This is a genomic window from Streptomyces griseorubiginosus, from assembly GCF_001514195.1.
In the GTDB taxonomy this organism is placed as follows: domain Bacteria; phylum Actinomycetota; class Actinomycetes; order Streptomycetales; family Streptomycetaceae; genus Streptomyces; species Streptomyces griseorubiginosus.
This window is the reverse complement of the sequence record NZ_KQ948734.1, coordinates 806367-830632: the sequence shown is the minus strand read 5'-3', so window position 1 is coordinate 830632 and position 24266 is coordinate 806367. Positions and strand designations below refer to the sequence as shown.

Genomic DNA, 24266 nt, shown 5'->3' with positions numbered 1-24266 from the left:
CACAGGCAGGTAGCCGCAGTCGTACTAATGCGGCAGGCGAATGCGGCAGGCGTCACCGGGCCGGGAACCCCGCATCGGGAATGGCGTCCCGCTCGCGTACGTTCCCTCTTCGGACGACCTCATCCCCGAGCCCCCGAAGGAGCGCGCGAGACATGCAGGGCACTGTGACGATGTACAGCACCACCTGGTGCGGTTACTGCCAGCGGCTGAAGAAGCAGATGGACCGCGAGGGCATCGCGTACACCGAGATCAACATCGAGCAGGACCCGGCGTCCGCGGCGTTCGTGGAGAAGGCCAACGGCGGCAACCAGACGGTTCCGACGGTGCTGTTCGGGGACGGTTCGACGCTGACGAACCCGTCGCTGGCGCAGGTCAAGCAGAAGATCGGCGCGTAACGCTGCGCGGGGTACGGGCGGTTCCTGGGGCGACTCAGGGGCCGCCTTCTTTTGGCTTGTCCCACACCGCCGGGTACCGCCACAGCAGCCTGCGGCGGTAGCGACAGCCCGGCAGGAGACTTCGGGCGCCTCTGCGGACCTCGCCCCAGTGCATGGCCGAGTCCTCCACGGGCATCCCGGCCGGAGCCCGCCTGCCGCCCCGCAGCCACCTGAGTAGCAGGCGCACGAGGCTGCCCACCGCTTCCTCGTAGGGTGCATGGTGCACGACGGCGACCGGCTGACGAAGTCGTAGGTGCCCTCGGGCAGGGCGGTCCTGTCAAGGTAGTCCGCCGTCAGGAACGTGGCGTTCGCTGGAGCCTCCTCGCATGCCTGGCGAATCATCTCCGGTGAGCGGTCCACGCCTGTCACGCAAGTGGCCTTCCCGGCCGGCTTGCGGGCGAGCAGCCCGTCCCCACACCCCACGTCCAGGGCCGCGCGGCAGTCGTGCGGGACGGCGTCGAGCACCGCGCGGTGGTAGTGGACGTTGTGGTTCCAGTAAGGGTCGGGCATGCCCGTCGCTCTCAGACGAAGCTCCTCGTGGGCAGCGGCTTGCCGTACCAGAGTTCGATCAGGCGGGCCGCGATCGAGATGCCGTACGGCGGGAGGACCTCGCCCGACTCGAAGGCGGCCTGCAGTTCGTCGCGGGAGAACCAGCGGGCCTCGTGGATCTCGTCTCCGTCGACATTGATGTCGGTGGAGGTGGCCCGGGCCTTGAAGCCGAGCATGAGGCTGGACGGGAACGGCCAGGGCTGGCTGGCGACGTACTCGACCGGACCGACGGTGATGCCGGCCTCCTCGAAGACCTCGCGGCGCACCGACTGCTCGATGGACTCACCCGGCTCGACGAACCCGGCCAGCGTCGAGAAGCGGCCCTCCGGCCAGTGCACCTGGCGGCCGAGCAGGATGCGGTCCCGGTCGTCGGTGACGGCCATGATCACGGCCGGGTCGGTGCGCGGGTAGTGCTCGGCGCCGCAGGCGGGGCAGCGGCGGATGTGGCCGGCCGCGGCGATGACGGTGCGCTCGCCGCAGCGGGAGCAGAAGCGGTGGGTGCGCTGCCAGTTCTCCAGCCCGACCGCGTGCACCATGAGGCCCGCCTCGCGCGCGGACAGCAGCAGACCGGCCTCACGCAGTCCCGCGGGGCGCGCGGACTGGTCGATCCGCCCGGGCAGGGCGTCCTTCTGGAGGGCGAAGTAGCGCACGCCCTCGTCGTCGATGCCGAGGAAGTAGCGGTGCGCCTCGGTGAGCGGGGCCTCGAAGGCCGGGGTCATGACGAGTTCGGTACGGCCGTCCGGCGTCTCGTCTATGAGGACCTGGCCGCCGGAGACCACGAAGCAGCGGGTCGTGGGGTGACTCCACGCCGCCGCGAGCCAGGCCTCGTCGAGCCGGTGGTGCGCGGCGCGGTCGATGCCGCTGGGGGCGGTGAGTGAGACGGGACGGTCGGCGGTGTGGTCGGTCCAGGTGGTCACGGGTGCTTCCAACTCCCCCGGTGCAGCGGATTGTTTCGGCGGACGGTTCGGAGGGACGTACGACGCGGGACGCTCGGGGCGCATGGACGCTCAGGGCGCATGGCTGAAGTGCTCGCCGAGATCACCCCACAGGTAGGCGGAAGTCTCGACGCCCTTGAGGAGGAGGTCGAGCTCGACCTTCTCGTTCGGCGCGTGCCAGCCGTCGGAGGGGACGGAGATGCCGAGGAACAGCACGGGTGCGCCGAGGAGTTCCTGGAGGTCGGCGGCGGGGCCGGAGCCGCCCTCGCGGGTGAAGCGGATCGGCCGGCCGAAGGCGCGGCCCATGGCCCGGACGACGGACTGGAGGGCCGGGTGGTCCAGCGGGGTGAGGCACGGGCGCGTGGCGGCGCCGAAGGTGATCTCCTGGCGGATCCCGGCGGGCACCTGCGCGGCGGCCCAGTCGCGGACGGCCTTCTCGATGTGGTCGGGGTCCTGTCCTGCGACCAGCCGGAAGGACAGCTTGACCATGGCGGAGGACGGGACGACCGTCTTGCTGCCCGGGCCCTGGTAGCCGCCGCCGATGCCGTTGACCTCGGCGGTGGGGCGGGCCCAGACGCGCTCCAGGGTGGTGTGTCCGGCCTCGCCCAGGGTGGCGTACGACTTTGCGGTGCGCAGCCACCGCTCCTCGTCGAAGGGCAGTTCGGCGAAGAGCTCCCGCTCGCGGTCGGTGAGTTCGACGACGCCGTCGTAGAAGCCGGGGATCGCCACCCGCGCGTGCTCGTCGTGCAGGGCGGCGACGAGGCGGGCCACGGCGGTGGCCGGGTTGGGGACGGCACCCCCGAAGGAGCCGGAGTGGATGTCCTGGTCGGGGCCGTGCAGGACGATCTCGCACTCGGCGAGGCCGCGCATGCCCGTGCAGACCGTGGGGGTGTGCTCGTCCCACATGCCGGTGTCGGAGACGATCACGGCGTCGGCCGCGAGCCGCTCTCGACGCTCCTCCACAAGGGCACGGAAGTGCGGGGATCCCGACTCCTCCTCGCCCTCGATCAGCAGCTTGAGGTGCACCGCCGGGGCGGTGCGGCCGGTGGCCGCGAGGTGGGCGCGGACGCCGAGGGTGTGGAAGAAGACCTGGCCCTTGTCGTCCGCCGCCCCGCGCGCGTAGAGGCGGTCGTCCCGGACGACCGGCTCGAAGGGGTCGCTGTCCCAGCCGTCCTCGCGGGCGGCGGGCTGTACGTCGTGGTGGCCGTAGACCAGGACCGTGGGCGCCCCGGGGTCCTCCGCCGGCCACTCGGCGAAGACGGCGGGTGCGCCCGGGGTCTCCCAGACCTCGGCGGTGGGGAAGCCGGTCTCCCTGAGCTTGGCGGCGAGCCAGTCGGCGCTGCGGCGTACATCGGGTCCGTGGTCGGGCTGGGCCGAGACGGACGGGATGCGCAGCCATTCGGCGAGGTCGTCGAGGAAGGCGGCGCGGTGCTGCTGGATGTACGAACGGACGGCGCTGTCCGGGGTCGGGCTCATGGTCATGAGCCTATCGGCCCGCACCGACATCCTCGGTGGGCGGTTCCTCACAGTTCGCCGGCGCGGAACCGTCCGGTTCCTGGGTCAGGAGCCGTTCCAGGGCGGCCCGGCCCGGAAGGTTCCTGGGGCGTACGACCTCTCCCGTGCGGACGTACAGGAAGGCCGCCGTGACCGATTCCACAGGCACTCCCTGCCGCTCGGCCCAGGCCAGCCGGTACACGGCGAGCTGGAGCGGGTCGGCGGTGCGGGTGCGGCTGGTCTTCCAGTCGACGATCTCGTACGTCGTCGTCTCCCCGTCGGTCTGCCGGTAGACGGCGTCGATACGGCCCCGGACGACCCGTCCGGCGATGGCGAGCTGGAAGGGCGTCTCGACGCGGTAGGGGGTGCGGTGGGCGTACTCGCTGCGCTCGAAGGCGTCCTTGAGGGTTTCCAGGTCGCGTTCGTCGGCGATCTCGGCGTCGCTGCCGGGGAGGTCGTCCGGTTCCAGCATGGGCAGGGTCAGTGCCTCGAAGCGGGCCTCGACCCAGGCGTGGAAGCGGGTGCCTTGACGTGCGGCGGGTTGTGGCGGGCGCGGCATGGGGCGCGCGAGTTCCTGCGCAAGCCCGTCCGGGTCGGCGGCCAGGCGCAGCACCTGGGACGCGGTGAGCGACGCGGGCAGCGGTACGTCGGTCACGGCGGCCCGCGCGCGCAGGAGCTCGCCGGTGAGCGCGTCGAGGTCGCGGTCCCAGGAGGCGATGGTGCGGGCTTCCTCAGGGGTGAGCGACTCCCGTTCCCGCGGGTGAGGGCGGGCCGGCGCGCCGAGTTCTTCCGGGGTGGGCCGGTGTCGGGCCGGGTGGGTCTCCGGGGCCGTGGGCCGGTGCGGGGCCGGGGGTGCTTCCGGAGCCGTGGCCTGGTGCGGGACGGCCGGGCGCTCCGTGCTCCAGGCGTCCCAGTCGGACGGGCTGTCCTGCTCGACGACATCGTCGTAGGGCGCCTCTTCGTCGTACGGCACCCCGTCGTCCTCGTAGGGTGCCTCTTCGTCGTCCGGCGGCGGGGGCCAGTCCGGGTCGTCGTAGGTGTCCGGGTCGTGTACGGCGGCGGGGTGCGGGTCCGTGTGGTCGGCGAGCCCGGCGAGCTCCTCCAGGTGGTCCAGGACCGTCTGCGCGGCCGCCCGGCGGCGGGCCAGGGCCTTGTCGTCCAGGGGAAGGGGCCAGACCTGGTCCTCGGTCCGGCTGTGCAGCGCCGGGTTCTCCTCGTCCTCGGCCGGCTCGTCGGCCCATGCCTCGATCTCGCCGTGGCCGGCCGCGCAGTGGTCGTGGAGGTCCTGGAGGAAGTCCGACGGCCCCCGCGGCTTCTTCTGCGTCGGGCCCCACCAGTGGCCGGAGCCGAGGAGCAGGGAGCGGGGGCGGGTGAAGGTGACGTAGCCGAGGCGGAGTTCCTCGGTGTGCTGGTGGTCCTTCATGGCCTCGTGGAAGGCCTTCATGCCGCGTGCGTCCCAGGAGGCGATGTCGGGCAGGGTCTCGGCGTCGCCGCGCAGGGCGTGCGGCAGCACCTTGCTCTGCGCGGTCCACTTCTCGCGGCCCTTGGCGCTCGGGAAGGTGTCGGTGACCAGCCCGGGGACGGCGACGACGTCCCACTCCAGGCCCTTGGACTTGTGCGCGGTGAGCACCTTGACGGTGTTCTCGCCGCCCGGGAGGGCGTTGTCGAGGCCCTTCTCGTACTGGGCGGCGGTGCGCAGGAAGCCGAGGAAGGCGAGCAGGGTCGCCTCCTGGTCACCGGCCGCGAAGGAGGCGGCGACGTCGAGGAAGTTGGACAGGGTCTCGCGGCGGCGGGCGGCCAGCGCGTGCGGGGACGCCGACAGTTCGACCTCCAGGCCGGTGACGGCGAGGACGCGGTGCAGGACGTCCATGAGGGGGTCGGCCAGCGAGCGGCGCAGGTCGCGCAGTTCGGCGGCGAGGCGGGCGAACCGCACGCGCGCGTCCGGCGAGAAGGGCAGCCCGTCGTCGTCCTCGTCGCTGTGGAGGGGCGTCTCCAGGAAGGTCTCCAGGGCGTCGGCGAGCGATATCACCTCGGCCGGGTCGACCCCCTCGACGGCCTCGGCGAGCCGGCGGTCGGGATCGTCGTCGGCGTCCACGCGCGCGTAGGACACCAGACGGCGGGCCCGCCGCCCGAGGAGGGCGAGGTCGCGCGGGCCGATGCGCCAGCGCGGGCCGGTCAGCAGCCGGACCAGGGCGGCGTTGGCGCCGGGGTCCTGGAGGACCTCGCAGACGGCGACGAGGTCGGCGACCTCGGGCAGGTGCAGCAGGCCCGAGAGTCCCACCACCTCCACCGGCACGTCTCGTTCGACCAGGGCGCCCTGGATCTCGGCGAAGTCGGTCGCGGTGCGGCACAGGACGGCGATCTCGCCGGGCTCCTTGCCGGTCCGTACGAGATGGGCGATCGAGTCGGCGAGCCAGTCGATCTCCTCGGCGTGGGTGGGCAGGAGGGCGCAGCGCACCACGCCGTCGCGTTCGGCGCCGGGCGCCGGGCGGAGGGCCTCCACGCCCGCGTGCATGGCGCGCAGGGGCTCGGCGAGACCGTTGGCCAGGTCGAGGAGACGGCCGCCGCTGCGGCGGTTCTCGCTGAGTGCCTGGCGGGTGGCAGGCCGGCCGTCGGGGTGGGCGAAGTGCTCGGGGAAGTCGTCGAGGTTGGCGACGGAGGCGCCGCGCCAGCCGTAGATGGCCTGGCAGGGGTCGCCGACGGCGGTGACGGGGTGGCCGGTGCCGCCGCCGAACAGGCCTGCCAGCAGGACGCGTTGGGCGACCGAGGTGTCCTGGTACTCGTCGAGGAGCACCACCTTGAACTCCTCGCGCAGGAGGCGGCCCACCTCCGGGATGCCCGCGAGACGGGCGGACAGGGCGATCTGGTCGCCGAAGTCCAGCAGGTCGCGTTCGCGTTTGGCGGCGCGGTAACGGACGACCAGGTCGGCGAGTTCACGGCGGGCGGCGGCCGCCTCGGGGGCCTTGCGCAGGGTGTCGTTGGTGAGCTTGGCGCCCTGGAGGGTCAGCAGCAGCTCGGCGTCGTACGCCCGCAACCGCTCGGGGCGGACGAGGTGCTCGGAGAGTTCGGCGTCGAGGGTGAGGAGATCGCTGACCAGGTCGGCGAACGAGCGGGTCAGGGCCGGGTAGGGGCCGGGGGCCTCTCGGAGCACCCGCGCGGCGAGCTGGTAGCGGGTGGCGTCGGCGAGCAGCCGGGAGGTCGGCTCCAGGCCGATGCGCAGGCCGTGGTCGGTCAGCAGGCGGCCCGCGAAGGCGTGGTAGGTGGAGATCACGGGCTCGCCGGGCGGGTTGTCCGGGTCGATGACGTCGGGGTCGGTGACGCCTGCCCTGACGAGTGCCTTGCGGACGCGCTCGGCGAGTTCTCCGGCGGCCTTGTTGGTGAAGGTGAGGCCGAGGACCTGTTCGGGGGCGACCTGGCCTGTGCCGACCAGCCAGACCACACGGGCCGCCATCACCGTCGTCTTGCCGGAGCCGGCACCGGCCACGATCACCTGCGGGGCCGGGGGCGCGGTGATGCAGGCCGTCTGCTCCGGGGTGAACGGGATGCCGAGGAGCTCCTTGAGCTGATCGGGATCGGTGATACGGGCGGCCATGTCGGAGAGGCTAGCGGCGCGCACTGACAACGGAGGACGAATCGCCCCCGGGGCACGGACGAAACGCAGGTCAGCACGTGGGGTGCGACTGATCACACCGACCGCGCCGCTCACTCCACGACGTGCCGTCCCTCCGGCTGCGCGCTGCACGAGGCCCGGAACGCGCAGTGGGAGCAGTGCTGTCCCGCGCTCGGCGTGAACCGTTCGTCGAGGACCTTGCCGGCGGCCGTGGCGAGCAGGTCGCCGACCCACTCCCCCTCCAGCGGTTCCTGGGCCTGCACCTTGGGCAGGGTCTCGCCGCCGTCGCGCTTGGGGGCGCCCTGGCGCAGCTGGACGAGTTCGGCGCCGCCCGGTTCGGGCCGTACGCCGTCGAAGGCCTCGTCCACGGCACCCTCGCGCACGGCGAGCTGGTAGACGGCGAGCTGGGGGTGGCGTTCCACGTCGGCCGAACTCACCGGCTGCTTGCCGGTCTTGAAGTCGACGACGTACGCGCGTCCCTCGCCGTCGGCCTCCACGCGGTCCATCTGGCCGCGGATGCGCACCTCGACCTCGCCCGCCTCCAGGGTGACGTCGAAGTCGTGCTCGCTGGCCACCGGGGTGCGTCCGGTGCGGACGCCGTTGGAATCGACGTGCCACTTCAGGAAGCGTTCGAGCGCCACGCGCGCGTTCTCCTTCTCCTGCGCCGACTTCCAGGGCGCGTCGAAGGCGAGCGCGTTCCACACGGAGTCGAGGCGCTCCATGAGGACGTCGAGGTCGGCGGGGGTGCGTCCGGAGGCGACCTCGTCGGCGAGGACGTGCACGACGTTGCCGAAGCCCTGGGCGACGGTCGCGGGCGCGTCGGCCTTCACCTCACGGCCCAGGAACCACTGGAGGGCGCAGGTGTTGGCGAGCTGGTCCAGCGCGCTGCCGGAGAGCACGACGGGCTGGTCGCGGTTGCGCAGCGGCACCTTGGACTCGGTCGGCTCGAACATGCCCCACCAGCGGTACGGGTGGGCCGCGGGGACGAGCGGGCGGCCGTCGTCGTCGGCGAGGGCGGCGAGCCGGGCCAGGCGGCGCGCGGCGGCCTCCCTGAGGGTGTCCGAGACCCGCGGGTCGACGGTCGTGGCGCGGAGTTCGGCGACGAGCGCGGAGACCGACAGGGGGCGGCGGGGGCGTCCGGTGACGTCCTTGGGTTCGACCCCGAGCTCGGTCAGGAAGCGGGAGGGCTGGTCGCCGTCGTCGGCCGGTGCCTTCACCGCGGTGACGACCAGCCGCTCACGCGCGCGCGTGGCGGCGACGTAGAACAGGCGGCGCTCCTCGGCGAGCAGGGCTCCCGGGGTGAGCGGTTCGGCGAGGCCGTCGCGGCCGATGCGGTCGGCCTCCAGGAGGGAGCCGCGGCGGCGCAGATCGGGCCACAGGCCCTCCTGGACGCCCGCGACGACGACCAGGCGCCACTGAAGGCCCTTGGAGCGGTGCGCGGTCATCAGGCGCACGGCGTCGGGGCGTACGGCGCGCCGGGTGAGGGTGTCGGCGGCGATGTCCTCGGCGTCGATCTCCTCCAGGAAGTTCAGGGCGCCCCGGCCACCGGTGCGCTCCTCCGCGCGCGCGGCCGTCGCGAAGAGGGCGCACACGGCGTCGAGATCACGGTCGGCGTTGCGGCCCGCCGCGCCGCCGCGCCGGGCGGCCCGCTCCAGCCGTCCGGGCCACGGGGTGCCGTCCCACAGGTCCCACAGCGCCTCCTCGGCACTGCCGCCGCCCGCCAGGCGCGCCCGGGCCTTCCCGAGCAGCGCGCCGAGCCGCTGCGCCCCGCGCGCGTACGCGGGGTCGTGCGCGGCCAGTCGCTCGGGCTCGGCGAGCGCGCGCGCGAGCAGTTCGTCCGAGGGCGGCGGAAGGGCGTTCCCACCGGCCCGTTCCTCGTCCCGCAGGGCCCGCCCGAGGCGGCGCAGGTCGGCGGCGTCCATCCCGGCGAGGGGGGAGGTGAGGAGGGTGAGCGCGGTCTCGGTGTCGAGCCAGGAGGCGACGGGTGCCAGGGCTTCGTCGGCACCTTGCCGATCGGCAGCGCTCGGTTCCTCGTCGGCACCTTGCTCGTCGGAGGCGCCGGCCTCGTCCGCGGCACCTTGCTCGTCGGAGGCGCCGGCATCCCCGGAAGCGCCCTGCCCGTCGGTAGCGCCGGCATCCTCGGAAGGGCCCTGCCCGTCGGAGGCGGCGGCGTCCTCAGGCGCTGTCTCCTGGTGCCGTACGGCGCTCCCCTCGGTCTCCGCCGTGGCCACCGCCCGAAGTGCCGTCAGCAGCGGTGCCACCGCCGGTTCGTGCCGCAGCGCGAGGTCGTCGCCGTCGATGTCGAGCGGCACCCCGGCGGCGGTGAGTGCGCGCCGGACCGTCGGGATCGTGCGGGAGCCCGCGCGGACCAGCACCGCCATCTCGCCCCAGGGAACGCCGTCCTCCAGGTGCGCGCGGCGCAGGATGTCCGCGATGTTGTCCAGTTCGGTGCCCGGCGTCGGGTAAGTGAAGACCTCGACGCGGCCGCCCTCGCGGACCGGGGCGAGCTCCCGGTGGGCGCGGACCTTCTCCGCGGGCAGGCGGGTCAGCGGCATGCGCTGGGTCACCAGCCGGGTCGCGGCCAGCAGGGCGGCGCCGGAGCGGCGGGAGGTGCGTAGGACCTCCACGGGGGCCGGTCGGCCGTCCGCGCGCGGGAAGGCGTAGGGGAAGTCGAGGATGCCGTTCACGTCGGCGCCGCGGAAGGCGTAGATCGACTGGTCGGGGTCGCCGAAGGCGACGAGGGTGCGGCCGCCGCCGGCGAGGGCGTCGAGCAGCCGTACCTGGGCCGGGTCGGTGTCCTGGTACTCGTCGACGAACACGGCGTCGTACTGGGCGGCGAGCTGCTCGGCGACCTCGGGGCGGCGGGCGAGGAGCACCGCGCGGTGGACCAGTTCGGCGTAGTCGAGGACGCCCTGGAGGTCGAGGACGTCGAGGTACTCGGCGAGGAAGGCGGCCGCGGCCCGCCAGTCGGGGCGGCCGATGCGGCGGGCGAAGGCGTCCAGGGCGCCGGGGCCGAGACCCAGCTCGCGGCTGCGGGCGAGCACCGCGCGGACCTCGTCGGCGAAGCCGCGGGTGGTCAGGCAGGCGCGCAGTTCGTCCGGCCAGCGCACGTGGGCGAGGCCGAGCCGCTCCAGGTCCGGCTGGCCTGCGAGCAGCTCGCGCACGGTGACGTCCTGTTCGGGACCCGACAGCAGCCGCAGCGGTTCCACGAACAGGTCGCTGTCCTGGTGGGCGCGGACGAGGGCGTAGCAGAACGAGTGGAAGGTGGTCGCCTGCGGGGCGCGGGCCGCTCCGACGCGCAGCGCCATGCGGTCGCGGAGCTCGACGGCCGCCTTGCGGCTGAACGTCAGCACGAGCACGCGCGCGGGGTCCCCTCCGCGGGCGATTCGTGAGGCCACCGACTCGACGAGGGTCGTGGTCTTCCCCGTGCCCGGACCTGCAAGAACGAGCAAAGGCCCGCTTCGGTGCTCAACCACGGCGCGCTGTGCGGCGTCCAGATGAGGGGGATCCACCCGGGCCGGCGGGGTACGAACCAGTCGGTAAGCGCCACGGGCCCCCTGTCGCACCTGGGCGTGCGACGGGTGCCTGGTGGAGAAAGAGGAGCTCACGTGGTTCGCCGGTCCTGGTGGGTGTGCTGTCGGTCGGCCCGCCGCGCGTGCAGGGCGGTGGACGGGGGGTGAGGGGGACGCGTGCAGCCGACGCTACGCCGACGAGTGGAGCGGAAGCAGGGCTTCCCCTTCTTCCCTCGCACCACTCACGACACCACGGCCACGTGCGTCCCTCGCCTCACGAACGTACGCCATGCCTCGGACATGCCCCGATTCCCCCGTACGGGTCGCGGGGTGTCCCCGGGGCGGCCGGATGGCGGAAGCTGTCAGGTGTGACCCTCCGCGCGATCGTCGCCGTCCCAGCGCGCCCGTCTCATGTCGAGTCGCGGGAGATGGCCCTCGGCGGCCCTGCTCGCCTCCTTCAGGGGCGTGCCCTCCGCGCGGTAGCGGTTCAGCGCCTCCAGCTCGTGCCCGGGCAGCAGCACGCCGTCCGCGCGGACGACACGCCACCACGGCACCGGCGACCCGTACAGGGCCATGACCCGGCCCACCTGGCGCGGCCCGCCCTCCTCCAGCCACTCGGCGACGTCGCCGTACGTCATGACGCGCCCGGGCGGGATGCGTTCGGCGACGTCGAGGACCCGCTCGGCGTACTCCGGCAGGGTGTCCGCGTACTCCGGGTGGGCGTCCCGAGGAAGGCTCTGCTCGCTCATCCGCCCCATCCTGCCCCACCCCACCGACAATGTGACGGGCTCGCGACGGTGCGTATCCCTCGCCCGGAAAGGGCGCTTCGGGCAGACTGTGCGCCCCCGCATGTGCACCCTGACACCCCCGTGTGTCGGTGGGGCATGCCACCATCGTGCGGGCGGTGACTGGTGATACGAGATCAAGAAGAGACGATGAAGCCACAGGGTGTGCACCCGGAGGACGCCGAGAGCACCTCTGCCGCCTCGTCGCGCCCTGACGCCGCCGAGGGAGACGACGGCCGGGCTCCCGGCACGGACGCCGACGTCGCAGCCGAGGAGACGCACTCCGAAGAGGCCGAGGAGACACACGCCGAAGAGGTCGAGGGCGACGAGCCCCTGCTCCCCGCGCGCGTGCACCGGCCCTCCGACCTCATGCGACTGCTGGTCGGCGTGCTGGCCGTCGTGGTCCTGCTCGCGATCGCCGCGTTCGCGCACGGCACCACCTCGGGCCTAGAACAGGACATCAACAAGGGCACCGGACAGGCGCCCGACCTGCTCATCAAGATCGCCGGACTCGCCTCCAGCATCGCGATCCTCCTGGTCCCGGTCGCGTTCGCGATCGAACGGCTGATCAAACGCGACGGGCTGCGGATCGCCGACGGTGTGCTCGCCGCGGTCCTCGCCCACGGTGTGACGCTCGCCACCGACCTGTGGGTCGCCAAGGCCGCCCCGGACTCCATCCAGGAAGCGCTCACCCAGCCCTCCCCCGGCGACATCCACGCCCTCACCGACCCCGTGCACGGCTATCTGGCGCCCGTCATCGCCTATATGACGGCCGTCGGCATGTCCCGCAGGCCGCGCTGGCGGGCGGTGCTGTGGATGGTGCTGACGCTCGACGCGTTCTCCATGCTCGTCACCGGCTACACCACCCCCTTCTCGATCATCCTGACCGTGCTGATCGGCTGGACGGTCGCCTACGGCACGCTGTACGCGGTCGGCTCGCCCAATGTCCGGCCGACCGGACAGACGCTGATGGCGGGCCTGCGGACCGTCGGCTTCCACCCGGCCGGCGCGGCCCGCGAGGAGACCCCGGAGACCGCGGAGAACGGCGACCGCGGCCGGCGCTACTTCGTCACCCTGGAGGACGGGCCGCCCCTGGACGTCACCGTGGTCGACCGCGAGCAGCAGGCACAGGGCTTCTTCTACCGGGTGTGGCGCAATCTCACGCTGCGCGGCTTCGCCACCCGCAGCAGCCTCCAGTCGCTGCGCCAGGCACTGGAGCAGGAGGCCCTGCTCGCGTACGCCGCCATCGCGGCCGGCGCCAACGCGCCCAAGCTGATCGCCACCTCCGAACTCGGCCCCGACGCCGTGATGCTCGTCTACGAGCACACCGGCGGCCGCACGCTCGAATCGCTGTCCGAGGACGAGATCACCGACGAACTGCTGCGCAACACCTGGCGCCAGGTGCAGGCGTTGCAGTCACGGCGCATCGCGCACCGCAGGCTCGCCGGAGACGCGATCTTGGTGGATCGTTCCGGCTCGGTGATCCTCACCGATCTGCGCGGCGGCGAGATCGCGGCCAGCACCCTGCTGCTGCGCATGGACGTCGCCCAGTTGGTGACGACCCTGGGGCTGCTCGCCGGCGCGGAACGCGCGGTCGCCTCCGGAGTCGAGATCCTCGGCCCCGACGCCGTCGCCGACTGCCTGCCGATGCTCCAGCCCATCGCGCTGACGCGCTCCACGCGCGCGACGCTGCGCAGACTCGCCCGGGAGCGCGCCCAGCGCGAGCGCGAGGCGGTCCTGGAGGCCTCCCGGCTGGCCAAGCAGGCCCGGCTGGACGAGGCGGCGCAGGACGCCGGGCCCGTACTCGACAAGCCCGACAAGAAGGCCGAACGCGCGGAGGCGCGGGCCGAGAAGCGGGCCATCGACGAGGCCCTGGAGGAGGCCCGCGAGGAGGATCTGCTGAGCCAGATCCGCAACCAGGTCCTGCTCATCAGGCCGCAGGCACCGGTGGAGCCGGCCCGGCTGGAACGGGTCAAGCCGCGCACCCTCATCAGCGTCTTCGCGGGCGCCATCGGCGCGTACTTCCTGCTGACGCAGCTCACCCACATCGAGTTCGGGCCGCTCATCGAGAACGCCGAGTGGGGCTGGGTCGCCGCGGCCGTGCTGTTCTCGGCGTGCAGCTACTTCGCCGCGGCCATGGCCCTGCTGGGGTTCGTGCCCGAACGCGTGGGCTTCCTGCGGACGGTCGCTGCCCAGGTCGCCGGGTCGTTCGTGAAGATCGTCGCACCGGCCGCGGTGGGCGGTGTCGCGCTCAACACGCGCTTCCTGCAACGCCAGGGCGTACGGCCCGGGCTCGCGGTCGCGAGCGTCGGCGCCTCGCAGCTCTTCGGGCTCGGCTGCCACATCCTGATGCTGCTGTCCTTCGGCTATCTGACCGGCACCGAGAAGACGCCGTCGCTGTCGCCGTCCCGGACGGTCATCGCGGGTCTCCTGACCGTCGCGGTGCTGGTGCTCGTGGTCACCTCGGTGCCGTTCCTCAGGAAGTTCGTCGTCACGCGCGTGAGGTCGCTGTTCGCGGGTGTCGTGCCGCGCATGCTGGACGTGCTCCAGCGACCGCAGAAGCTGGTCACCGGCATCGGCGGCATGCTGCTGCTGACGGCCTGCTTCGTGATGTGCCTGGACGCCTCGATCCGCGCCTTCGGCCAGGAGGGCACCTCGCTGAGCATCGCCAGCGTCGCGGTCGTCTTCCTCGCCGGCAACGCGCTCGGCTCGGCCGCCCCGACGCCGGGCGGTGTGGGCGCCGTCGAGGCGACCCTGACGGTCGGTCTGATCGCCGTGGGGCTGCCCAAGGAGGTCGCCGCGCCCGCCGTCCTGCTGTTCCGTCTGCTGACGCTCTGGCTGCCGGTGCTGCCGGGCTGGCTGGCCTTCAACCACCTGTCCCGCAAGGGCGCCCTGTGAGGCGGTAGGACGTACCCCTTCCGGCGCCTGCCCCGAGCGCACCCGCGCGCGCGAGCGCAGGATGGGGTCATGCCGAACCCCCCTCGCCCGCGTGTCGCCGCCCTGACCGCCACCGCCCTGCTGCTGTCCTGCACGCTGGCGGGCTGCGGCGGCGACTCGCACGACGAGGACCTGCCGGCCCAGAAGCTGAGCTGGAAGGACTGCCAGGCCCCGTCCCGGGCCGAGGGCGGTGGTGAGGCCCCCTCTCCGCTGCCGGGCGGCGCCGAATGGCAGTGCGCCACCCTCAAGGCCCCCCGCGACTGGGCGAAGCCCAAGGGCGACACGATCGACCTCGCGCTGATCCGGGCCAAGACCAGTGGGCCGAAGGACAGGCGCATCGGCTCGCTCGTCTTCAACTTCGGCGGCCCCGGCGGCTCCGGCGTCACCACCCTGCCCGCCTTCGGCACGGAATACGCCAAGCTGCGCACCCGCTACGACCTGGTGAGCTTCGACCCCCGCGGCGTCGGCCGCAGTGCCCCCGTGGAGTGCCTGAACGACCCCCAGCTCGACTACTACTTCGAGCAGGACTGGACGCCGGACGACTCGGCCGAGCGCACCGCGCTGCTGAACAACACCAAGGAGTTCAACGCGGCCTGCGAGGACAACTCCAAGAAGATGCTGCCGCACGTGCGCACCACCGACGCGGCCCGCGACATGGACCTGATGCGCCAGGTCCTCGGCGACGACAAGCTGTACTACTTCGGCATCTCGTACGGCACCGAACTCGGCGGCGTCTACGCCCACCTGTTCCCCGAGCACGTGGGGCGGGCCGTCTTCGACGCGGTCGTCGACCCGACGCAGAACAGCGAGCAGGGTTCGCTCGGGCAGGCCGAGGGCTTCCAGCTCGCGCTGGACAACTTCGCCGAGGACTGCACCTCCAAGACCGAGGACTGCCCGGTCGGCGACACCGCCCAGGACGTCAAGGACCGTATCGCCAAGCTCCTCGCGGACCTCGACCGCAAGCCCATCCCGGGAATCGGCCAACGGCTGCTGACGCAGACCGCCGCGACCAACGGCATCGCGCAGGCGCTCTACTCGAAGGACTTCTGGGAGTACCTCGTCGAGGGCCTTCAACAGGCGTACGACGGAGACGGCAGGGTCCTGATGCTGCTCTCCGACTCGCTGAACGGGCGCAGCGAGAACGGCGAGTACAGCAACATCACCGCGGCCAACATCGCCATCAACTGCGCCGACGACAAACCCCGGTACACCGCGGCCGACGTCGAACGGAGACTGCCCGCGTTCCGCGCCGCCTCCCCGCTGTTCGGGGACTTCCTGGCCTGGTCCATGGTGAGCTGCACCGACTGGGCGGTGCCGGGCGCCGCCGACCATCCCGACGTGAGCGCCGCCGGCTCCGCCCCGATCCTCGTGGTGGGGAACACGGGCGATCCGGCCACCCCCTACGAGGGCGCCCGGAAGATGGTGGAGGCGCTCGGCCCGGGCGTGGGCGTCGAGCTGACGTACAAGGGCCAGGGGCACGGGGCCTACGGCAGCAAGAACAGCTGTGTGCAGAAGGCGGTGGACGGCTATCTCCTGAACGGAAGGGTGCCGGCTGCAGGCACCGTCTGTTCTTAGCTCTCGGCCTGTCCGTAGCTCATTTCGGCGACGAATCCCCAGGTCACAGGGTTATCCACAGGCTCTGACGGGCTCCACGTGCTCGGCCTACCATGGCCGGACCGACGTTCGTGGATCGGCACGGACGGCTTGGGAGGGGGACTGTGATGGGGCGTTTCGCACGGTGGGCGGGGGTGGCCGCCGCGGCCGCGCTGCTGGCGACGGGCTGCTCCGGTGGCTCGTCCGGCGGCCCGTCCGGCGGCGGGGAAGGGGTCGAGCGATCCGGTGGCGCGGGGCCCGCCACGAGGGACGCGAAGGCACTGCCCGCCTCCCTGACCTCGCAGCAGCTCGACTGGCGGCGCTGCAAGGCCACCGGGGACTTCTCGCCGCCCGGCAACGACTGGCGGTGCGCGACGCTGAAGACGCCCCTGGACTGGTCGAAGCCGGACGGCGAGACGATCGACCTCGCGCTGATCCGCACCAAGGCCCGCGGCGGCGACCGCATCGGCTCGCTCCTCTTCGACTTCGGCGGCCCCGGCCTCACCGGCGTGGGCACGCTGCCCGCCTACGCCGCCACCGCCTCCCTCCTGCGCGAGCGGTACGACCTGGTGAGCTGGGACCCGCGCGGGGTCGGCGCCAGCGAGGGAGTCCGCTGCCGCGGCGACAAGGAGGTCCAGGCCGCCGAGTCCGTGGACGCCACCCCGGACACCCCGGCCGAGGAACGGGCCTACCTCCAGGACGCCACCGACTTCGCGCGGGGCTGCGAGAAGGACGCGGGCAAGCTGCTGGCCCACGTCTCGACCACGGACACCGCGCGCGACATGGACCTGATGCGGCAGGTCCTGGGCGACGACAGGCTGTACTACTTCGGCATCTCGTACGGCACCCAGCTCGGCGGTGTCTACGCCCACCTGTTCCCGCACAGGGTGGGGCGGCTGGTGCTCGACGCGGCCGTCGACCCGAGCGCCGACGCGGTGGGCCACCGGAAGAACCAGGCCCGGGGTTTCCAGCGCGCGCTCGACAACTACCTGAAGTCCACCGGGCAGGATCCCGCGCGGGGCACCCGGAGGATCGCGGACCTGCTGGAGCGGATCGACGCGAAACCGCTGCCCACCTTCTCGGGGCGGAAGCTGACCCAGGTGCTCGCGTTCACCGGGATCGTCTATCCGCTGTACCGCCAGGACAGCTGGCCCTCACTGACCAGCGCTCTCCGGACGGCGGAACAGGGCGACGGCTCCGAACTGCTGGCGCTCGCCGACGGCTACAACGAGCGGGATCCGTCAGGGCACTACGGCCTGCTTCCGCAGTCCCAACGGGTCATATCGTGCTTGGACGACAGGCAGCGGCCCACGCTCGCGCAGGCGAAGGGACTGCTGCCGGAGTTCGAGAGGATCTCGCCGGTGTTCGGCCCCTTCCTCGGCTGGGACGCGGCCGGCTGGTGCCACGACTGGCCGGTGGCCGGGCAGTTCGCGACACCGGAGGTGAGCGCGCCGGGTGCGGCGCCGGTGCTGGTGGTCGGCAACACGGGCGATCCGGCGACGCCGTACGAGGGCGCCCGCAAGATGGCGGACGAGCTCGGCAAGGGGGTCGGGGTGGAGCTCACCTGGGAGGGCCAGGGGCACACGGCGTACGGAAACGGGAGCGACTGCGTGGACTCCACGGTGAACGCGTACCTGCTCAAGGGCACGGTGCCGAAGGACGGCAAGGTCTGCGCCCAGGGCCGGTGACGGAAAGGGGCCCGGCACACGTGGTGCCGAGCCCCTTCCCGGAAGGCGTGGGCCTGGGTGCAGGCCTGGGCCTAGTAGACCGGCTTGTCCGGCTCGATCTGGTTGACCCAGCCGATCACGCCACCGCCGACGTGGACCGCGTCGGAGAAGCCCGCGGACTTCAGGACCGCGAGGACTTCCGCACTGCGGACACCCGTCTTGCAGTGCAGGACGATCTTCTTGTCCTGCGGAAGGCTCTCGAGGGCGGTGCCCATGAGGAACTCGTTCTTCGGGATCAGCTTGGCGCCCGGGATGGAGACGATCTCGTACTCGTTGATCTCGCGGACGTCGATGATCTCGATGTTCTCGCCGTCGTCGATCCACTCCTTGAGCTGCTTGGGAGTGATCGTCGAGCCGGCGGCCGCCTCCTGGGCCTCCTCGGAGACGACGCCGCAGAAGGCCTCGTAGTCGATGAGCTCGGTGACGGTCGGGTTCTCGCCGCAGACCGCGCAGTTCGGGTCCTTGCGGACCTTGACCTGGCGGTACTGCATCTCCAGGGCGTCGTAGATCATCAGGCGGCCCACGAGGGGTTCACCGGTGCCGGTGAGGACCTTGATGGCCTCGGTGACCTGGATGGAGCCGATGGACGCGCACAGCACGCCCAGCACGCCGCCCTCGGCGCAGGAGGGGACCATACCGGGGGGCGGGGGCTCCGGGTAGAGGCAGCGGTAGCAGGGGCCGTGCTCGGACCAGAACACCGAGGCCTGGCCGTCGAAGCGGTAGATCGAGCCCCACACGTAGGGCTTGTTGAGCAGCACGCACGCGTCGTTGACCAGGTAGCGGGTCGCGAAGTTGTCGGTGCCGTCGACGATCAGGTCGTACTGGCTGAAGATGTCCATCACGTTGTCGGCCTCGAGCCGCTCCTCGTGAAGGACCACGTTCACGTACGGGTTGATGCCGAGGACGGAGTCACGGGCGGACTCGGCCTTGGAACGACCGATGTCGGCCTGGCTGTGGATGATCTGCCGCTGGAGGTTCGACTCGTCGACCTCGTCGAACTCCACGATGCCGAGCGTGCCGACGCCCGCCGCGGCCAGGTACATCAGCGCCGGCGAGCCCAGGCCGCCGGCGCCCACACAGAGCACCTTGGCGTTCTTCAGCCGCTTCTGCCCGTCCATCCCTACGTCGGGGATGATCAGGTGGCGGGAGTACCTGCGGACCTCGTCTACGGTGAGCTCGGCAGCCGGCTCGACCAGGGGTGGCAGCGACACGGGGACTCCGTTGGTCGGTCAATCACTACAGTTGTTCTCCCCGTAACACTGCCATGGGCTTCTTCATTCCGAGACACCCGTTCCGATCCGCGAGACGATTTCGTCCCAGTAGCCGGGCATGGTCTCCCAGGGGTCGACGCGACCGCCGCGGTCCGTGCGGTCGGTGAACCAGATGGTGGACGCTCCCTGCCAGCGGGCGATCCGCAGGGCCTCCTCGAGATGCGGCCCCGGCAGTCCGTGGACCAGGTGGCAGAAGGTCTCGGGCGGGTAGTCGGCGGTCCACTCGGCCACCTGCGACCAGCGGTAGTCGCTCCAGGGGCCGGAGAAGGTGATCAACTGGTCGGCGTTCTCGGCGTACCCGGGATAGGGGTGGGTGCCGTGCCCGAAGACGATGTGAGCGTCGTCACGGAGCGCCCGGAGCGTGGTGACGGCACGTCGGATCTCCGGGAGCGCCGCCCGGCCGGTCGGGCAGCGGTCCAGGAGGAAGCCGTCGACCTGGTACCAGTCGAGGTAACGCTGCCCTTCGGAGATCAGCTCGCCGAAGGTCCGGGCCCCGTACGTGGTGTCGAGATGGCCGAGGACGCGGACGCCCGCGTTGCGCAGCCGGCCCGCCGCTTCGAGGCAGTGCGGGTCGGGTCGGGCGCCGGGACCGTCGGCGATGTTGAGAACGGTCCAGTGCAGCGGGGTGCCCGGGCGGGTGAGTTCGGCCCATTCGGCGGGAGCGACCAGGGGGTGGGCGAACCCGGGGACACCGAGGCCGGTATGGAGTTCGGTGCTCGGCGTACTGCTCTTCGTGCTGGTCAGATGCGGCATGCCGCCTCCATCCAGATGTCGGCGAGGGACTCTTCGAGGTTGATCCGGGGGCGCCAGCCGAGCCGGTCGCGTGCGGTGCGCACATCGGCCTGCTGCCAGCTGCCGCAGCCGTCCGGGTACGGGTACGCGACCGGGGCCGCGTGGTCGGACTCGGAGCGGGGGTGGCCGATGGATGCCCTCAACGGGCCGGGAGGACCGTCGAGTTCGTGGAGGGCGCCGCCGTATCCGGCGACCCGGGCGAGCACCGCGGCGGCGTCCCGGAGGCGGACCGCGCGGCCCGAGCCGATGTTGATGACGCCCTGTGCGGCGGAGAGCGAGGCGGCGTGGACGGCGCGGGCCACGTCGCGGACGTCGACGAAGTCACGCTGGGCACCGAGGCCGCCGAGCTTCAGCTCGCCGTCGCCGGACTGCATGGCCCGGCGCATGGCCTCGGCGAGCCGGCCGAGCGGGGAGCCGGCGGGGGTGCCGGGGCCGGCCGGGGAGAAGACGCGCAGGACGACCGCGTCCAGGCCGGAGCCCAGGACCAGTTCGGTGGCGGCGAGCTTGCTGACGCCGTACGGGCCGCCGGGGCGCGGGACGGCGTCCTCGGCTGTCGAGGAGCCGGGCTGGCTGGGGCCGTACTCCGCGCCGCAGCCGATCTGCACCAGCCGGGCCCCGCAGCCGCTGCGGCGCAGGGCCTCGCAGACGGTGGCGACGGCGACCGTGTTGTGGCGGGTGAGTTCGCGGGCACCGCCGCGGGTGGCGCCGGCGCAGTTGACGACGACGCCCGGGTGGACCGCGTCGAGGAAGCGGGTGAGGGCGCCGGGGCTGCCGGACGCGAGGTCGAAGCGGACGTCGGCGTCGTCGCCCCGGCCGAGGGCGGTGAGCTGGACGGCGGGGTCGGCGAGCAGACGGTCGGCGACGAAGCGGCCGAGGTAGCCGTTGGCTCCGATCAGCAGGACTCTCATCGGGCTGCTCCCGGGGCCTTGGGGGCGGGTCGGGAGGTGGTCATTGCGGGTTCTCCTTCGGGAGGGGCTTGCGTGGTGCTTGCGTAGTGCTTCCGGCGGTGGGGCCGGGGGCGTGGTGCCTTCGGCGGTGGGGCCGGGAGGCGGGTTGCCTTCGGCTGTGAGCCGGGATGCTTTGCGGCGGGCGGGGTGCGCCCGAGGCGGGTTCAGGGGCGGGTGGCGTTGCCCGGACCGGTGGGTGGCCGCGGTCGCGGCGAGAGTGGTCGCGGCCGAGGCCGGGCGCGGCCGGCGCGGGCTGCCGCGGGAGCGGGGCGCCACCTGTGGGTGCCGCCGCTCAAGCGGATGGCCACCGGCGCGAACCCCCTGAGCCGGAGTTCGCTCGCGCGGGCGCGGTCGGCGCTACGGCGGGTGCGCGGGGCGGCGGGGTCGGGTCAGCACGGCTCCTCCTGGGCGTGGGCCGATGCCCGGGTGAGCTTGCGGGTCGCGTGGATCAGCAGGGCCAGGGCGCCGATTCCGCAGGAGAGGGTCTGGATGCCGGCCGCCCCCCAGAGGTCCACGAGGGCGTTCACCGGCGTGGCCAGGAAGGCGCAGCCCGGCAGGCGGGACGCGAAGGTGGTGGCCAGGGCCGTCGCCTGGGCTGTCGTGGCGGCGATGAGGACCACCACGGGGGCGTGGGTGAACCCGTGGGTGGTGAGGAGGCGGGCGAGGAAGAGGAGGGCGCCGAGGGTGAGGGTCTGCGCATAGGGGGCGGGTTCGTCCAGGGCCGCGGCGGTGAGGGCGAGGAGGGCCGTCAGGGCGCACAGGTACAGGGCGAAGGTGCCGAGCAGCAGGGGTCGTACGGAGGCCGCGAAGTCCTCCAGGCCGCGACTGGCGGTCAGTTTGCGGCGGGCGCGGGCCCTGAAGAGGTGGGCGGCCCAGGCCGCGGGGGCGCAGGACAGGGTCAGGGCGAGGAGGGGTGCCGTGGCGACGGGCCAGGGTGCGTCGGCGGCGCCGGTGGGCAGCGCGTCGGGGCCGCCGGTCACGGCAGCGCCGAGCAGGCCGTCTCCGAGGGCGGCGTAGGCGAGCAGCCAGTAGGTCCAGGTGGAGGGGGTGGTCGTGCGGGCGCGGACAGGGGCGCCGAGTGGGCCGCGGGACAGGGCCGCGCGGACCGCGAAGGAGATGACCAGGGCGCCGACCAGTGCGGTGACCAGGCGGGACCGGCCGTCGGTGAGGCGGATGCCGGCGACCGTGGCGGCGCACAGCACGCCGGGAAGGAGGGTGAGCAGGGCCCAGGCCGCGCGGGGCCGGGGTGTCCTGTCGACCGCCGGGGACGGCGGTGTCTCGCCGTCTCTCGGGATGCGGGCGTACATCTCCTCGGCGAGCGAGAAGACGTCCCGGTGGCGGAAGCGGACGGCGGTGCGGTCGGTGACGCCGTGTGCCTCCAGACCGGCCGCGATCTCCAGGGGGTCGACGGCCCGTTCGCACAGCTCCCGGTGACGATGCATCAGGGCCTTCACCGGGTCTGCCGCGGAACGCCGGGCGGAGCTGGTGGTGGAGGTGGAGGTGCGGCCGGTGGCGATCTCGGGGGCGCGGGGGGTGGGTGCCGGCGGGGTGGAAGCGTCCGCCTCTGGGACTGCCTGTCCGGCGGAGGCGGGTGCGGCCCGCTCCGGACGCTCGGCCGAGTCCGGAGACGCGTCGGCGGGTGCGTCCGGGTTGCCGAGCTCCCCAGCGGCGCCACTCACCTCGCGCTCGCCGAGCTCTGCACCGGCGCTACTCACCTCGCGCTCGCCGAGCTCCCTACCGGCGCTACTCACCTCGTCCTCGCCGAGTTCCCTACCGACGTCACTCACCTCGTCCTCGCCGAGCTCCCCACCGGCCTCAGCGGCCTCGCGCTCGCCAAGTGCGCCAGTGGTGTCGGTGTCGCTCATCCCGGCGCTCCTTCCGTGGCGGCGAAGGGGGGTGTCGCGCAGACCGGGGGCCCCGCGGCCCAGCCGGGGCCGCCGCGGGCCACGACCCGGGTGCTGCGCTCGGTCCAGCGGCCGGGGACGTGCGCCTCGGCGGGGGCCGCGAACGGCAGGGGTTCACCGGTGCCGTCCAGGACGACTCTGCGGACCGGGGTGCGCGAGACGATATCGAGGTAAATGCCGTGAAATGCCGCGATGTTCTGTTCCACGGTGAACAGTTCGAGTGCGCGGGCGCGGGCGGCGGCTCCCAGGCGCTCACGGCGCTCGGGGTCGCGCAGCAGGGTCAGGCACGCCTCAGCGAGCGCCTTGGGGTTGCGCGGCGGGACGACGAGCCCGGTGCCTCCGATGACCTCCACGACGGCACCCACGTCGGTGGACACGGTCGCCCGGGCGCAGAACATGGCCTCGACCAGGCTGATCGGGAAGCCCTCGACGACGCTGGACAGGACGGTCACCGCCCCCGAGCCGTAGGCGTCGGCCGCACTCGGCAGCTCCGGACCGCCGATCTCCTCGAAGGAGACCGGGTTGTCGCCGACGGCGTGCAGCCCCTCCGCCTCGTCGGGGAAGAGCTGGGCCGCGAGGGCCTTGCAGTGCCCCAGATAGGCCGCACCTTCGGGGCCGGAGGGCGCGCCGACGATCCGCAGGCGGGTCTTGGGTTCCTCCTTGCGGATCTCGGCGAAGGCGTGGAGCAGCGAGATCAGGTCCTTGGCGGGTTCGACCCGGCCGACCCACACCAGGGTGTCCGGGTCCACGCACTCCGCCGACTCGCCGACCTCCGCGAAGTGTCCGGCCTCCATGCCCGGGTAGACCGTGCGGATCTTCTCGCGGTCGGCGCCGCAGCGTTCCTGCCAGCGGCGGGCGTGGGTGTTGCCGGGCGTGACGACCGCGGCCCGCCGGTAGGTCTCGGTGGCGAGCCGGCCGTGGAAGGCGGCGAGCAGGGCGCGCACGGCGGGCGGGGAATCGCTGTCGGCGAGGTAGTGCGTCCGCAGCCGTACGCCGTACTCGGTCACGAGCAGGGGCACACCGCAGAAGTGGTGGGCGAGGAGTCCGGGCAGGGCGGCCGGGCCGCCGGAGGCCGCGTGGCAGACGTCGACGGCGCCGAGGCCGTCGTCCTCGTACCAGTCGAGGGAGAGGGGGCGCAGGGCGCGCTCAAGGTGTGCGGCCACGGCGAGGAGATCCGGGACGCGCGCCTCGCGAGCCGTCTGCCGGGCGCCGGGCGCACGACAGGCGCGCTCCAGGGCTCGTACGGCGGTCTCGGAGCGGAGCGCTCCCACCAGTCCGCCCTCGTCGCGGGCGAGTTCGGCCAGCCCGTACAGAGCGCTGGCGAAACGGTCCGCCTCAACGCCGGACGCCTCCCCCGAGCCCTTTGCCGAGCCCGTTGAACCCACTGAGCCCACTGAGCCCGTTCCGGAGGCTTCCCCGACACCCCCCTCGCACAGCGCCGCCGCCAACTCCCCGTAGGACTCGGCGAACCGGCGCCGGGCGCGCCGCCCGTACACCACGCCGTCGTCCTCGGCGGTCCACAGCGGGGCCGTGATCACCCTGTCGACCTGCGGTGGCAGGGGAACCCAGCCCTCGTCCTCCTGGTGCTCGCTGCGGCTGAGCGCGTAGATGTCGAACTCGTGCTGCTCGAGCCCGCGCACGAGCCGGTCGCACCAGAGCCTGGCGTCACCGCTCACATACGGATAGCCACCCTCCGTAAGCAGTCCGATGCGCACGAGTGCACCCCCGATCTCCCGTATGAGGAGCCGCCGTTGGCCCGGCGGCTCGCAGCGGGAC

The 24266-nt window shown here is 72.8% G+C and carries 14 protein-coding genes and 1 pseudogene; 4 read left to right on the top strand and 11 right to left on the bottom strand.

Translation table 11 applies throughout. The features are described 5' to 3' along the window. Positions 1–152: 152 nt before the first annotated feature. A complete protein-coding gene (locus AQJ54_RS03685) occupies positions 153–395 on the top strand; it encodes a mycoredoxin (protein ID WP_020136719.1) in 243 nt (80 codons plus the stop codon). Between the two features lie 297 nt (positions 396–692). On the opposite strand, the pseudogene AQJ54_RS47555 reads toward AQJ54_RS03685, so the two are convergent. The 6 genes and pseudogenes from AQJ54_RS47555 to AQJ54_RS03660 all read right to left on the bottom strand — a co-directional run. After that, positions 693–944 (bottom strand): annotated as a pseudogene (locus tag AQJ54_RS47555) (class I SAM-dependent methyltransferase); the annotation flags it as partial. An 11-nt stretch (positions 945–955) separates the two neighbouring features. After that, positions 956–1900, bottom strand: coding sequence for an NAD(+) diphosphatase (gene nudC / locus AQJ54_RS03680; protein ID WP_062233840.1), 945 nt, complete (start codon positions 1898–1900; stop codon positions 956–958). 90 nt (positions 1901–1990) lie between these two features. Next, complete coding sequence (locus AQJ54_RS03675; protein ID WP_381013070.1) at positions 1991–3400, bottom strand: dipeptidase; 1410 nt, start codon at positions 3398–3400, stop codon at positions 1991–1993. Positions 3401–3404: 4 nt separating this feature from the next. Next, positions 3405–7004 (bottom strand): ATP-dependent helicase, encoded by a 3600-nt coding sequence (locus AQJ54_RS03670; RefSeq protein ID WP_062233837.1) that lies wholly within the window; start codon positions 7002–7004, stop codon positions 3405–3407. 110 nt (positions 7005–7114) lie between these two features. Continuing rightward, positions 7115–10630: an ATP-dependent helicase gene (locus AQJ54_RS03665; protein ID WP_079069727.1), complete on the bottom strand. Its 3516-nt coding sequence runs from the start codon at positions 10628–10630 to the stop codon at positions 7115–7117. A 266-nt stretch (positions 10631–10896) separates the two neighbouring features. Continuing rightward, positions 10897–11283, bottom strand: a complete 387-nt coding sequence (locus tag AQJ54_RS03660) for an MGMT family protein (RefSeq protein ID WP_062024037.1) — start codon at positions 11281–11283, stop codon at positions 10897–10899. A gap of 186 nt (positions 11284–11469) precedes the next feature. Here AQJ54_RS03660 and AQJ54_RS03655 point away from each other — a divergent pair, with 186 nt between their 5' ends. The 3 genes from AQJ54_RS03655 to AQJ54_RS03645 all read left to right on the top strand — a co-directional run bounded on the left by AQJ54_RS03655 (position 11470) and on the right by AQJ54_RS03645 (position 17537). Continuing rightward, positions 11470–14217 (top strand): lysylphosphatidylglycerol synthase domain-containing protein, encoded by a 2748-nt coding sequence (locus tag AQJ54_RS03655; protein ID WP_062233831.1) that lies wholly within the window; start codon positions 11470–11472, stop codon positions 14215–14217. Between the two features lie 69 nt (positions 14218–14286). After that, on the top strand, positions 14287–15831 hold the full coding sequence (locus AQJ54_RS03650) for an alpha/beta hydrolase (RefSeq protein ID WP_062024035.1): 1545 nt from the start codon (positions 14287–14289) through the stop codon (positions 15829–15831). Between the two features lie 146 nt (positions 15832–15977). After that, entirely contained in the window at positions 15978–17537 is a 1560-nt protein-coding gene (locus tag AQJ54_RS03645; protein WP_062233827.1) for an alpha/beta hydrolase, read from the top strand. A 71-nt stretch (positions 17538–17608) separates the two neighbouring features. On the opposite strand, the gene moeZ is transcribed toward AQJ54_RS03645, so the two are convergent. From moeZ to AQJ54_RS03620, 5 genes are all read right to left on the bottom strand, one after another. Beyond that, positions 17609–18787, bottom strand: coding sequence for an adenylyltransferase/sulfurtransferase MoeZ (moeZ, locus tag AQJ54_RS03640; protein ID WP_062024032.1), 1179 nt, complete (start codon positions 18785–18787; stop codon positions 17609–17611). Positions 18788–18850: 63 nt separating this feature from the next. Then, on the bottom strand, positions 18851–19600 hold the full coding sequence (locus AQJ54_RS03635; protein ID WP_020136729.1) for a spherulation-specific family 4 protein: 750 nt from the start codon (positions 19598–19600) through the stop codon (positions 18851–18853). Beyond that, on the bottom strand, positions 19588–20547 hold the full coding sequence (locus tag AQJ54_RS03630; protein WP_030320602.1) for an NAD-dependent epimerase/dehydratase family protein: 960 nt from the start codon (positions 20545–20547) through the stop codon (positions 19588–19590). The genes AQJ54_RS03635 and AQJ54_RS03630 overlap by 13 nt, the downstream gene beginning before the upstream one ends. A 428-nt stretch (positions 20548–20975) precedes the next feature. Continuing rightward, positions 20976–22451 (bottom strand): ICP22 family protein, encoded by a 1476-nt coding sequence (locus AQJ54_RS03625; RefSeq protein WP_346265456.1) that lies wholly within the window; start codon positions 22449–22451, stop codon positions 20976–20978. Next, entirely contained in the window at positions 22448–24205 is a 1758-nt protein-coding gene (locus tag AQJ54_RS03620; protein WP_062234886.1) for a DUF3492 domain-containing protein, read from the bottom strand. Before AQJ54_RS03620 ends, AQJ54_RS03625 begins: the two co-directional genes overlap by 4 nt. Between the last annotated feature and the right edge of the window lie 61 nt (positions 24206–24266).

What these genes read in the sequence shown, in the direction of transcription:
- AQJ54_RS03685 (WP_020136719.1), top strand. Translation starts at nt 153, where the DNA reads ATGCAGGGCACTGTGACGATGTACAGCACCACCTGGTGCGGTTACTGC.
- AQJ54_RS03675 (WP_381013070.1), bottom strand. Translation starts at nt 3,400, where the DNA reads ATGACCATGAGCCCGACCCCGGACAGCGCCGTCCGTTCGTACATCCAG.
- AQJ54_RS03670 (WP_062233837.1), bottom strand. Translation starts at nt 7,004, where the DNA reads ATGGCCGCCCGTATCACCGATCCCGATCAGCTCAAGGAGCTCCTCGGC.
- AQJ54_RS03660 (WP_062024037.1), bottom strand. Translation starts at nt 11,283, where the DNA reads ATGAGCGAGCAGAGCCTTCCTCGGGACGCCCACCCGGAGTACGCGGAC.
- AQJ54_RS03655 (WP_062233831.1), top strand. Translation starts at nt 11,470, where the DNA reads ATGAAGCCACAGGGTGTGCACCCGGAGGACGCCGAGAGCACCTCTGCC.
- AQJ54_RS03650 (WP_062024035.1), top strand. Translation starts at nt 14,287, where the DNA reads ATGCCGAACCCCCCTCGCCCGCGTGTCGCCGCCCTGACCGCCACCGCC.
- AQJ54_RS03645 (WP_062233827.1), top strand. Translation starts at nt 15,978, where the DNA reads ATGGGGCGTTTCGCACGGTGGGCGGGGGTGGCCGCCGCGGCCGCGCTG.
- AQJ54_RS03635 (WP_020136729.1), bottom strand. Translation starts at nt 19,600, where the DNA reads ATGCCGCATCTGACCAGCACGAAGAGCAGTACGCCGAGCACCGAACTC.
- AQJ54_RS03630 (WP_030320602.1), bottom strand. Translation starts at nt 20,547, where the DNA reads ATGAGAGTCCTGCTGATCGGAGCCAACGGCTACCTCGGCCGCTTCGTC.
- AQJ54_RS03625 (WP_346265456.1), bottom strand. Translation starts at nt 22,451, where the DNA reads ATGAGCGACACCGACACCACTGGCGCACTTGGCGAGCGCGAGGCCGCT.